We start from the raw sequence: 11,278 nt of genomic DNA, 5'->3' as shown, positions 1-11,278 counted from the left end.
ATGACGCATTTTGGCTACAGGCGCCCTCAGCCTGTGGACAAACGGTTCAGCACGGCATGAGATGTGGCCAGGACGTCCATGAAGGGGAGGCGGGGCGGTATGCGGGGCGAACAGATGGCCAATCCGGACGACAAGCCCCCCGCCCGTCCCCTGGACCCGATCGACCGGGACATCCTGCGCATGCTCCGGGCGGACGGCCGCGCCTCGATACGCTCCGTGGCCGAGCGGGTGCACGTCTCGCGCGCCAACGCCTACGCCCGCATCAACCGCCTCATCGACGACGGGGTGATCCGCGGCTTCAGCGCCCGGGTGGACCAGGAGCGGGCCGGGCAGGGCGCGTCGGCGTACATCACGCTGAAGATCGTGCAGAACTCGTGGCGCACGGTCCGCGAACAGCTCAGACAGCTTCCGGGCGCCGCTCATATCGCGCTGGTCAGCGGGGATTTCGATGTGCTGCTGCTGGTCCACACGGAGGACAACCGCTCACTGCGGGAGCTGGTCCTCACCCGTATCCAGGCCATACCGGAGGTGCTGAGCACGCGGACGCTGCTGGTCTTCGAGGAGACCGACCTCGACTCTGATCTCTTTTGAGGCTCGGTTCTCCCCCAGCTACCGCTGGGAGGTGCCCCCTGGGCGAGGGCCTCAGACACGCAGGCCCGCGAACGCCGTGCGGACCACCGCGTCGGCCACCTCGTCCGTGGTCGCGGCCCCGCCCCGGCCCGGCCGGTACCACTCCACAATCGAATTGATCATGCCGAAGAGCAGCCGGGTCGCCAGCCGGGCGTCCACGTCCGCCCGCAGGTCCCCGTCCGCCACGGCCTGCTTGACCAGTTCGGCGACCTGGTGGTCGAAATCCCGCCGCCGGGCCATGGCCCACCGCTCGGTGTCCGTGTTCCCCCGCACGCGCAGCAGCAGGGTGACGTACGGCAGCTCCGCCATCAGCACCTCGGTGGTGCGCCGGGTCACGTGCTCCACCCGCTCGACCGCCCGCCCGTCGCGCGCGCCCGGCTCCTGGAGGATGCCGAACAGACCGTCGAGGGCGCGGCTTATGGCCAGCCGCAGCAGCTCTTCCTTGCCTTTGACGTGGTGGTAGATCGACGACTTGGAGATCCCGGCGGCGCGCGAGAGATGCTCCATGGAGGTGCCGTCGTAGCCGCGCTCGTTGAACACCTCCACGGCGACCGCGAGCAGCGATTCAGGGGTGTAGGTGTCGCGCTTCGGCATGGTCATGATGAGAACTGTTCTACTTCGGCGGCGGCGCGCCGCATCAGCGGTTGGGACGGGGCATAGCGGCCGGTGGGATAGGCCTGATGAAGATTCAACAGGATGTCGCGCACCCAGCGCGCGCCGACCTCGCTCCCCCAACGCAGCGGTCCGAGGGGGTAGTTCACCCCCAGCCGCATCGCGGTGTCCGTGTCCTCCGGGCTCGCCACCCCGCGCGCGACGGCGTCCATGGCGAAGTCGGCGAGCATCGCGACCGTGCGGGCCACGATCATGCCGGGGACATCCTGGATGACGCTGACCTGCTTCCCGAGCGCCTGGAAGAGCCCGGTCGCGGCCCGCAGCGCCTCGGGGGAGACGGTCTCGCCCGGGGCGAGGGCGATCCGGGTGGCGGTGCGGTAGTCCAGCGCCAGGTCGAACCGGATGCACGGGACGGGGGAGCCGACGGTGGCCGACGAGCCGTCGGTGAGGGTCAGACGGGTGCCGTCGGGCAGGGCGATGAAGCCTCCGGGCGGGGCGTCGCCGGGCGGGTCCTCCCTGGTGACCGTGATGCCGGCCTCCTCGATCAGACGCGGCAGCTCCCGCGCCGGTCCCCATCCCGGCCCTCCCCCGTGGACCGTGACCTTCTCCGGGGCCCGGCACGGCTCCGCGGTGTGCGGCTCGGGGAGCGGCGCGCCCTCGGCGTAGTCGTACCAGCCCCGGCCCGACTTTCGCCCGTGCAGTCCCGCGTCGACGAGCCTCCGCTGGGCGAGGGACGGGGTGAACTTCGGGTCGTGGAACATCGCGCCCCACACGGACCGGGTGACGGCCTCGTTCACGTCCTGTCCGATCAGGTCGGTCAGCTCGAACGGGCCCATCGCGAACCCGCCGCACTCGCGCAGCACGGCGTCGATCGTGGCCGGGTCGGCGGCGCCCTCCTCGTGGACGCACAGGGCCTCGGCGTAGAAGGGGCGGGCGATCCGATTGACGATGAAACCGGGGGTGTCGGCGCAGCGCACCGGGGTCTTGCCCCAGGCCGCGACGGTCTCGTACGCCCGGTCGGCGGCGGCCTGGTCCGTGGCGAAGCCGCGGACCACCTCAACCAGCGGCAGCAGCGGCGCGGGGTTGAAGAAGTGCAGGCCCAGGAGGCGGCCGGGCCGTCGCAGGGCGCCCGCGACGGCGGTGACGGACAGCGAGGAGGTGTTGGTGGCGAGCAGACAGCCGTCCGAGACGACGGATTCCAGGGCGGTGAACAGCTGCTGCTTGGCGCCCAGGTCCTCCAGGATCGCCTCGATCGCCAGCTCGGCGTCCGCGAGTCCGGCGAGCCCGGCGACCGGGGCGAGCCGGCCCAGGGCGGCGTCCCGGGCGGCGGGGGCGAGCCGGCCCTTGTCGACCAGCCGCTCCAGGCGGGCGGCAATGGCGTCGGCGGCCTGCGCGGCGCGGCCGGGGGCGGCGTCATAGAGCCGTACGGGGTGCCCCGCGACCAGCGCGACCTGCGCGATTCCCTGGCCCATGGTGCCGGTGCCGACCACGGCCACGGTGCCGGCGGGGTCGATCCTCCGGTCGATCGCAGTCATGCCGCTGATCCTCTCGGACGAAGTTATCCACAGGTGCGCCAGGCCCTCTTGTCCCGACCGATCGTTCGGTTACTCTAACTCTGACGGCCAGGCCGTCGTCTCCCGCTCAGCTCAATCCCAGCTCGACGAGGAGTTGGTCAGTCGTGACCGCCGGACTCACCACAGCGCAGTTGACCGAGCAGCACCGCCCCACCCTCGACCAGGCCCTGGAGGCCATCCGTACCCGTGTGTACTGGTCGCCGCACCCCGAGCACCCGAAGGCTTACGGAGGGGCCGACGCCGGCGGGCGGGAGAGCCTGAGCCCCGCCGAGGGCCAAGCGGCCTTCGACGGGCTCCGCGGCCGGCGCTTCGAGCTGGACCAGCCCGGTACGGACGGCTGGACCGCCACCGAGACCTCGCCGTACGGCATCGAGCTGGGGGTGGAGTACCCCCACCCGGACATCGAGGTGCTGCTCCCGGCGATGCGGGCCGGGATGCCGGCCTGGCGGGACGCGGGTCCCGAGGCGCGCGCCGTGGTCTGCCTGGAGATCCTGGCCCGGATCAGCGCCCGCTCGCATGAGTTCGCCCATACCGTCATGCACACCAGCGGGCAGGCGTATCTGATGGCGTTCCAGGCCGGCGGGCCACACGCCCAGGACCGCGGCCTGGAGGCGGTGGCCCATGCCTTCGCGGAGCAGACGCGCACCCCCGCCACCGCCGAGTGGACCAAGCCGCAGGGCAAGCGCGACCCGCTGCGGCTGCGCAAGACCTTCACGGCCGTCCCCCGCGGCATCGCCCTGGTCATCGGGTGCAACACGTTCCCGACGTGGAACGGCTACCCGGGCCTGTTCGCCTCCCTGGCGACTGGCAACGCGGTATTGGTCAAACCACACCCCCGGGCCGTGCTGCCGCTGGCCCTGACCGTCCGGGTGGCGCGCGAGGTGCTGCGGGAGGCCGGCTTCGACCCCAATCTGGTGGCCCTGGCCGCGGAGCACCCGGACGAGGGCCTGGCCAAGGTCCTCGCCGTGCGCCCCGAGATCCGCGTCATCGACTACACGGGCTCCACCGCCTTCGGCGACTGGCTGGAGAGCCACGCCCGCCAGGCCCAGGTCTTCACCGAGAAGGCCGGGGTCAACACGGTCGTGATCGACTCCACCGACGACTACCAGGGCATGCTGGACAATCTGGCCTTCTCCCTGTCCCTGTACTGCGGCCAGATGTGCACCACCCCGCAGAACCTGCTCATCCCCCGGGACGGCATCGCCACGGACACCGGCCCCAAGTCGTACGACGAGGTGGTCGCCGACCTGGCGGCGGCCGTCGAGCGGCTGCTGGGCGACGACGCGCGGGCGAGCGCCCTGCTCGGCGCGATCGTGAACCCCGGGGTCAAGGAGCGGCTGGAGGCCGCCCCCGGCCTCGGCGCGACCGCCCTGGCCTCCCGCCCGGTGACCCACCCCGACTTCCCCGACGCCACGGTCCGCACCCCCGTGATCGTCAAGGCCGACGGCGCCCGGAAGTTCTGGGAGGCGGCCGACGCGGAGGCGCCCTACCTCTCCGAATGCTTCGGCCCGGTGTCCTTCGCCGTGGCCATGGACTCCACGGCGGACGCGGTCGACCTGCTGCGCCGCGCCATCCGCGAGAAGGGCGCGATGACCGTCGGCGCGTACACCACCTCACCGGACGCCGAGCGGCTGCTTGAGGAGGCCTGTCTGGAGGAGTGCGCCCAGCTGTCGCTGAACCTGACCGGCGGGGTCTACGTCAACCAGACCGCGGCCTTCTCGGACTTCCACGGCACGGGCGGCAACCCCTCGGCCAACGCCACCTTGTGCGATGCGGCGTTCGTGGCCTCCCGCTTCCGCATGGTCGAGGTCCGCCGCCCGCTGTAGCGCCGCTCGGGGCTTCCTCGCCGCGCTCGCTCAGCCGCTCACCGGCGCCTGGGCCGGCCCTCCCCAGTGGAACAGCGCCATGGCGACACTGGTGGCCAGGTTGTAGCTGGACACCTGAGGCCGCATGGGGAGGGCCACCAGCCTGGTGGCCCGCTTGCGCACCTCCGGCGAGATCCCGTGCCGCTCGGATCCGAACGCGAGCAGCGCGTCATCGGGGATGGCCACGGACCGGATGTCCTCCCCCTCCGGGTCCAGGGCGTACAGCGGCCCCGGCGGAAGGTCATCGCCCGCCAGCCGCTCCACGGCGGTGGCGAAGTGCAGCCCCGCCCCCGACCGGACGGCGTTCGGATGCCAGGGGTCGATATCGCCGGTGGTGACCACCCCCGCGACCCCGAACCCGGCGGCGAGCCGCACCACGGCCCCCACGTTCCCCAGGTTGCGCGGGTTGTCCAGCACCACGACCGGCGCCGACCTGGACGGCCTCGTCAACTCGTCCAGGTTCCCCCGCCGATCCCGCCTGACCGCCAGCGCGGCCACCCCCGTCGGGTGGACCCTGGGCACAAGGTCGCGCAGCGTCCGGGCCGGCACCTCGACGAGGCGCTTCTCGATCATCTCGGTCAGATCCGAGGCCAGGTCGTCCGCGAGAGCGAGCGCGGCGGCCTTGTCACTCGTGACCGCGATCCGCACCTCCGCGCCGAACCGGAGCGCGTGCTTCAGCGCATGGAAGCCATCCAGCAGCACGGTCCCGGCAGCGGCCTCGCGCCACCGCCGCACGGCCGTCACGGCCTCGTCATCACCCATGCCCACAGCCTACGGTCGGCCCGCGGCGGTCTCCCCCGTCCGCTGTCGCGGCAGCCGGGCCGTCCGCGCGCGGGCGCGGTCGCGGGCCGTGTCCGCCCGCCTTCCGACCCAGCGCAGGAAGTTCGTCGGAAGGAAGATCGCGTCCGCCGCGATCATGGCCAGGGAGAAGAACGGCAGCCCCAGCAGGACCGCGATCCCCAGGTGCTCCAGCACCAGCAGGACCAGCATCACGTTCTTGACCCGCCGGTTCAGCAGCGTGAAGGGGAAGGCGACCTGCACGATGACGGTGCCGTAGGTGAGTGCCATGACCAGGAGGCCGCTGCCGGCCAGCAGATCCGCCAGCACGGGCCAGGGCGAGAAGTAGTCCAGGTGCAGCGGGTAGTAGAGCGCGGTGCCGTCCTGCCAGCGCGAGCCCTGGACCTTGTACCAGCCGGCGGAGGCGTACAGCAGACAGACCTCGGCCATGATCACCAGCACCGCGCCGTTGTGCGCGAGGTTGGCGAGGATGTCCAGGAGGGTGCGCGGCTCCCCGGGGGCGTAGCGCCGGACGAGCCACCAGGCGCCGTGGACCGCCCACACCCCCCACAGCGCCGTGGCCCAGCCGACGCCGGGGAGCGGGCCGTGGGCCGACCAGTCGAGGCGGGCCGAGGGGTTCAGCTGCGCCCAGAGCAGGGCCGCCCCGGCCAGCGCCCACAGCGCGATCCCGGTGACGTCGCGCGGCAGCGGCGCCCCGGGCCCGCGCCGCGCCGCGCGGCGGGCGTCCAGGGACCACACCTGTCCGCACCGGGTCAGCGTCAGATACATCGCCACCAGGTGGATGACGTTGTCGCCGCCGTCCCCCACGAAGACGCTGCGGTTCTGCAGGGAGATCACGCCGAGCATGAACAGCACGGACATGGTGCGGGTCCGCCAGCCGAGCAGGAGCAGCGCGCTGGAGACGACGGCGAGGGCGTAGACGGTGTCGAACCACAGGTCGCTGTCGGACCACATGAGCGCGCTGAAGGCGCCGTTGCCCTCGATGAGCTGGTGGGCCATCTCCCAGCTCCACGGGCCCTCGGGCCCGTACAGCTCCTGGCGGTGGGGCCATTCGCGCAGCAGGAACAGCAGCCAGGTGAAGGAGAAGCCGATGCGCACCACGGCGGTCTGGTATGGGGCGAGCGCCGATCCGGTGACGCGGCCGTGGGCACGGATGACAGTGGCCTCGATGCGGGCGACGGCCTTGGAGCGGGGCGGCGCCGGGGGCAGGGCGGGGCGGGGAGGGTGCGGGGGCAGCGGCGGCTGTGGCGGCTGTGGCGGGAGGGCTGGAGTCGTCACCGGCGCTTCGCCTCCGGCAGGTCGTCGGCGGTGACCGTCCACCAGGGCAGCTCACGGCGGATGGGCCGGGTGTCGGTCTTCTCCTCGCTCCATGACGGGGCGGCCAGCTGCCGGGTGACCGAGCGCAGCTGGATCCGCTGCACCGTGCCACCGTCCACCTTCTGGCCCAGGCGGAGCATCGCGAGCCGGCGCAGATACTGCGTCGAGAGCTGTCCGCGCAGCCCGTTCGGCCGCTCCTGGGCGTCATGCGAGAGGAGGTAGAAGTCCCAGGCGCGGCGCAGCTGGTTCTGCTGGGTGTGGCTGGGCAGCGGGTTGTGCCTGATGGCCGCGCCGTCCTGGGCCGACAGATCTCGCCACCCGGTGGTCGCGGTGCCACCCTCGGGGGTGCGGATCTCGGCGCGCACCTGCACGGCGACATTCTGCTGCAGGGGGTTCGGAGCGAAGAGTTTCCAGTTCCGTTCGAATTCTGGATATATGTAGTCGTCTATCGCCTGGCTGTGCTGCTTGCTGACCGTGTTGGGCGGGGAGACGTTCAGGAAGGCCATTCCGAGGTGCACGGCCACGGCGGCCACGGTCACCGCGAGGCCCACCGCCACGACGAGCTGCGAGGGCAGCGACAGCGGACTCCCCGCTTCTGCCTCCCTCTCCCCCTTCTCACCCCCGCCCCCCGTATCCCCTTTCTCCCCTTCCTTCACCGCGTGCCCCGTATCCGCCATTCCCGCCCCGCTCCCGTGGTCCCCGGCCGCGCGCCGCGCCGCCGCGCTCTCCGCGCCTTCCGCGGCCCTTACGCCCCGGAACGGTACCGATGAGCGCGCGAAGGGCACAGCGCCCCGGAGTTATCCACAGGCTTGACACCCCACGTTCCCCCGACACACCATTGAACCGAACGATCGGTCGGTTGGGTCGGGAAGCAGCCCGGCGGGACGGCGAAGGGGCTTCGCATGACGACGATGGCGGCTGAAGCGGACGCGTATCAGACGGTGTTCGACGCCGCCCTGGCCGCGGACGAGCGCATCGAGCCCCGTGACTGGATGCCCGACGAATACCGCGCCTCGCTGGTGAGACAGATAGCCCAGCACGCACATTCCGAGATCATCGGCATGCAGCCGGAGGCCAACTGGATCAGCCGGGCGCCCTCCCTGCGCCGCAAGGCCATCCTCATGGCCAAGGTCCAGGACGAGGCGGGACACGGCCTGTATCTCTACAGCGCCGCCGAGACCCTGGGCACCAGCCGCGACGAGCTGCTCGACAGGCTCCACTCCGGCCGCCAGAAGTACTCCTCGATCTTCAACTACCCCACGCTCACCTGGGCCGACGTGGGCGCCATCGGCTGGCTGGTGGACGGCGCGGCGATCACCAACCAGGTGCCGCTGTGCCGCTGCTCCTACGGGCCGTACGCGCGGGCGATGGTCCGGATCTGCAAGGAGGAGTCCTTCCACCAGCGCCAGGGATTCGAGCTGCTGCTCGCCCTGAGCCGGGGCACAAAGGCGCAGCGCGCGATGGCGCAGGACGCGGTGGACCGCTGGTGGTGGCCCTCACTGATGATGTTCGGCCCGCCGGACGAGGCGTCGGCCCACTCCGCCCAGTCCATGGCCTGGAAGATCAAGCGCCATTCGAACGACGAGCTGCGCCAGCGCTTCGTCGACATCTGCGTCCCGCAGGCCGAAGCGCTCGGCCTGACCCTCCCCGACCCCGACCTGAGGTGGAACGAGGACCGGGGCCACTACGACTTCGGGCCGATCGACTGGGAGGAGTTCCGCGAAGTGCTCCGGGGAAACGGGCCGTGCAACACCCAGCGCATGTCCCAGCGGCGGCGGGCCCATGAGGAAGGCGCCTGGGTGCGCGAGGCGGCCGCGGCGTACGCGGCCAAGCACGGAGAGGCCGGGGCATGAGCGGCAGCGGCAGCGGTGAGTGGCCCCTGTGGGAAGTGTTCGTGCGCGGCCGGCGCGGCCTGTCCCACACCCACGCCGGCAGTCTCCACGCGCCGGACGCCGAGATGGCCCTGCGCAGCGCCCGCGATCTGTACACGCGCCGCTCCGAGGGCGTCTCCATCTGGGTCGTGCCCTCCGACCGGATCACCGCCTCCTCGCCGGACGAGAAGGACCCCTTCTTCGAGCCGGCCGCCGACAAGCCCTACCGCCATCCGACCTTCTACGAGATCCCCGAGGGGGTGCGGCACCTGTGACCGCCGCACTCGCCCTCGGCGACGACGCTCTGGTGCTCTCCCACCGGCTGGGGGAGTGGGCGGGGCACGCCCCGGTGCTGGAGGAGGAGGTCGCCCTCGCCAACATCGCCCTGGACCTGCTCGGGCAGGCGCGGGTGCTGCTCTCCCTCGTGGGCGACGAGGACGAGCTGGCCTATCTGCGGGAGGAGCGCGCCTTCCGCAATGTCCAGCTCGTCGAGCAGCCCAACGGCGACTTCGCCCACACCATCGCCCGCCAGCTGTACTTCTCCACCTATCAGCAGCTGCTGTACGACCGGCTGGCGCGCGGCGACGGCCCCTTCGCCCCGCTGGCCGCCAAGGCGGTCAAGGAGGTCGCCTACCACCGCGACCACGCCGAGCACTGGACCCTGCGGCTGGGCGACGGCACCGCCGAGAGCCATGAGCGGATGCGGCGCGGCCTGGAGGCCCTGTGGCGGTTCACCGGCGAGCTGTTCGAGCCGGTCGAGGGGTGCGAGGTGGACTGGACCGCCCTGCACGCCGAGTGGCTGGCGCGGGTGACGGCCGTGCTGGACCGGGCCACCCTGGCCGTGCCCGAGGGGCCGCGGCGCGGCGCCTGGGCGGCCGGCGCCGGGCGGCAGGGCGTCCACACCGAGCCGTTCGGCCGGATGCTGGCCGAGATGCAGCATCTGCACCGCAGCCACCCGGGGGCGTCATGGTGACGCCCGCGCCCGCGACCCCGCTCGAGACCCGGCTGCGCGAGCTGGCGGGAGCCGTGCCGGACCCGGAGCTGCCCATGGTGACCCTGGCCGAGCTCGGTGTGGTGCGCGCGCTGCGCGTCATGGCGCCGGGCCGGGTCGAGGTCGAGCTGACCCCCACCTACACCGGCTGTCCCGCGCTGGAGTCGATGGCCGCGGACATCGAGCGGGTGCTGCACGACCACGGCATACCCGAGGTGACGGTCCGCACCGTCCTGTCCCCGCCCTGGTCGACCGACGAGATCAGCGCGGAAGGCCGCCGCAAGCTGGCCGAGTCCGGCATCGCGCCGCCCGGCCCCCGCGCGGAGGGCGGGCCGGTCGCCGTCGACCTGGCGGTGCGCTGCCCGCACTGCGGATCGACCGACACCAAACTGCTCAGCCGCTTCTCCTCCACCGCCTGCAAGGCGCTGCGCCGCTGCGAGACCTGCCGCGAACCCTTCGACCACTTCAAGGAGTTGTGATGGCCGCCGAAGGCGTGGCGGCGCCCGTGCCCCGCCACGGCGCCTTCCATCCGCTGCGGGTGATCGCGGTCGACCGGCTCACCGACGACTCGGTGGCCGTCACCCTCCAGGTCCCGCCCGCGCTGCGCGAGACCTTCCGTTTCTCCCCCGGGCAGCACATCGCGGTGCGGCGGTTCGCCGACGGCGCCCAGATACGGCGGACCTACTCGATCTGCACACCGGCCCTGGCGCCCGAGGGTCCCTCGGCCCTGCGGGTCGGGGTGCGGCTGGTCGAGGGCGGCGAGTTCTCGACCTATGCCCTCAAGGAGCTGGCGGTCGGCGAGGTCGTGGAGGTGATGGCCCCGGCCGGCCGGTTCGTACTGGACCCCAGGCCCGGCCACTTCGCCGCCGTGGTCGGCGGCAGCGGCATCACCCCCGTCCTGTCCATCGCCGCGACACTGCTCGCCCGCGAGCCCGAGGCCCGCTTCTGTCTGATCCGCGGTGACCGCACCACCGCCTCCACGATGTTCCTGGAGGAGGTCGCCGATCTGAAAGACCGCTGGCCCGGCCGGTTCCAGCTGGTGAGCGTCCTGTCCCGGGAGGAGCGACAGGCCGGGCCGGTCTCCGGGCGGCTCGACGAGGAGCGGCTGACCGGGCTGCTGCCGGCGCTGCTGCCGGTGGAGTCGGTGGACGGCTGGTTCCTGTGCGGGCCGTACGGGATGGTGCGCGGGGCCGAGCGGGCGCTGCGCGCCCTCGGCGTCGCCCGCCGCCGTGTCCACCAGGAGATCTTCCATGTGGACGCCGGGGACAGCGAGGCCGTCCCCGCGGGGCCGAGCCCGGCCGCCGCCCCGTCCCGCTCCACGGTCACGGCGACCCTGGACGGCCGGTCGGGCACCTGGCCGGTGCGGGAGGGCGAATCGCTGCTGGAGGCCGTGGAGCGCAACCGCCCGGACGCGCCCTACGCCTGCAAGGGCGGGGTCTGCGGGACCTGCCGGGCGTTCCTGGTCTCGGGCGAGGTGCGGATGGACCGGAACTTCGCGCTGGAGCCCGATGAGGTGGCGGCCGGTTATGTGCTGTCCTGCCAGTCGCACCCGGTCGGCGAGCGCGTGGAGCTGGACTTCGACCGCTGAACCTCCGCGGGCCGGCGCGACAACGCGGACCG

The 11,278-nt window shown here is 72.4% G+C and carries 12 protein-coding genes; 7 read left to right on the top strand and 5 right to left on the bottom strand.

The features are described 5' to 3' along the window. Positions 1-99: 99 nt before the first annotated feature. Positions 100-591 (top strand): Lrp/AsnC family transcriptional regulator, encoded by a 492-nt coding sequence (locus tag ACFZDL_RS32090; RefSeq protein ID WP_353594789.1) that lies wholly within the window; start codon positions 100-102, stop codon positions 589-591. Positions 592-642: 51 nt separating this feature from the next. Here the strand turns inward: ACFZDL_RS32090 and ACFZDL_RS32085 are convergent, their stop codons facing one another. Continuing rightward, positions 643-1,230 carry a TetR/AcrR family transcriptional regulator gene (locus ACFZDL_RS32085; protein WP_353594790.1) on the bottom strand — a complete coding sequence of 196 codons (588 nt, stop codon included), beginning with the start codon at positions 1,228-1,230 and terminating at the stop codon, positions 643-645. After that, positions 1,227-2,777: a 3-hydroxyacyl-CoA dehydrogenase gene (locus ACFZDL_RS32080; protein ID WP_353594791.1), complete on the bottom strand. Its 1,551-nt coding sequence runs from the start codon at positions 2,775-2,777 to the stop codon at positions 1,227-1,229. Before ACFZDL_RS32080 ends, ACFZDL_RS32085 begins: the two co-directional genes overlap by 4 nt. Positions 2,778-2,920: 143 nt before the next feature. On the opposite strand from ACFZDL_RS32080, the gene paaN reads away from it, so the two are divergent. Then, the gene (gene paaN / locus ACFZDL_RS32075) at positions 2,921-4,642 is read left to right on the top strand and encodes a phenylacetic acid degradation protein PaaN (protein WP_353594792.1); all 1,722 of its coding nucleotides are present in this window, start codon (positions 2,921-2,923) and stop codon (positions 4,640-4,642) included. Between the two features lie 30 nt (positions 4,643-4,672). Here paaN and ACFZDL_RS32070 read toward each other — a convergent pair whose 3' ends face one another. Genes ACFZDL_RS32070 through ACFZDL_RS32060 form a run of 3 tightly spaced genes read right to left on the bottom strand, consistent with a single transcriptional unit; the run spans position 4,673 to position 7,473 of the window. Further along, positions 4,673-5,443, bottom strand: a complete 771-nt coding sequence (locus tag ACFZDL_RS32070; RefSeq protein WP_353594793.1) for an RNA methyltransferase — start codon at positions 5,441-5,443, stop codon at positions 4,673-4,675. A 9-nt stretch (positions 5,444-5,452) separates the two neighbouring features. Then, on the bottom strand, positions 5,453-6,757 hold the full coding sequence (locus ACFZDL_RS32065) for an HTTM domain-containing protein (protein ID WP_353594794.1): 1,305 nt from the start codon (positions 6,755-6,757) through the stop codon (positions 5,453-5,455). Continuing rightward, positions 6,754-7,473 (bottom strand): DUF5819 family protein, encoded by a 720-nt coding sequence (locus ACFZDL_RS32060; RefSeq protein WP_353594795.1) that lies wholly within the window; start codon positions 7,471-7,473, stop codon positions 6,754-6,756. The genes ACFZDL_RS32065 and ACFZDL_RS32060 overlap by 4 nt, the downstream gene beginning before the upstream one ends. Positions 7,474-7,698: 225 nt before the next feature. Between ACFZDL_RS32060 and paaA the strand changes: the two genes are divergently transcribed. Genes paaA through ACFZDL_RS32035 form a run of 5 tightly spaced genes read left to right on the top strand, consistent with a single transcriptional unit; the run spans position 7,699 to position 11,246 of the window. Next, positions 7,699-8,649 (top strand): 1,2-phenylacetyl-CoA epoxidase subunit PaaA, encoded by a 951-nt coding sequence (gene paaA / locus ACFZDL_RS32055; RefSeq protein ID WP_353594796.1) that lies wholly within the window; start codon positions 7,699-7,701, stop codon positions 8,647-8,649. Further along, positions 8,646-8,942 carry a 1,2-phenylacetyl-CoA epoxidase subunit PaaB gene (gene paaB, locus ACFZDL_RS32050; protein WP_353594797.1) on the top strand — a complete coding sequence of 99 codons (297 nt, stop codon included), beginning with the start codon at positions 8,646-8,648 and terminating at the stop codon, positions 8,940-8,942. The genes paaA and paaB overlap by 4 nt, the downstream gene beginning before the upstream one ends. Next, a complete protein-coding gene (paaC, locus tag ACFZDL_RS32045) occupies positions 8,939-9,640 on the top strand; it encodes a 1,2-phenylacetyl-CoA epoxidase subunit PaaC (protein WP_353594798.1) in 702 nt (233 codons plus the stop codon). The genes paaB and paaC overlap by 4 nt, the downstream gene beginning before the upstream one ends. Next, positions 9,634-10,137, top strand: a complete 504-nt coding sequence (gene paaD / locus ACFZDL_RS32040; protein WP_353594799.1) for a 1,2-phenylacetyl-CoA epoxidase subunit PaaD — start codon at positions 9,634-9,636, stop codon at positions 10,135-10,137. Before paaC ends, paaD begins: the two co-directional genes overlap by 7 nt. Then, complete coding sequence (locus ACFZDL_RS32035; RefSeq protein ID WP_353594800.1) at positions 10,137-11,246, top strand: 2Fe-2S iron-sulfur cluster-binding protein; 1,110 nt, start codon at positions 10,137-10,139, stop codon at positions 11,244-11,246. Before paaD ends, ACFZDL_RS32035 begins: the two co-directional genes overlap by 1 nt. Positions 11,247-11,278 lie beyond the last annotated feature (32 nt).

This window comes from Streptomyces sp. NPDC007917 (genome assembly GCF_042959105.1).
In the GTDB taxonomy this organism is placed as follows: domain Bacteria; phylum Actinomycetota; class Actinomycetes; order Streptomycetales; family Streptomycetaceae; genus Streptomyces.
This window is presented reverse-complemented; position numbering and strand designations above follow the sequence as displayed.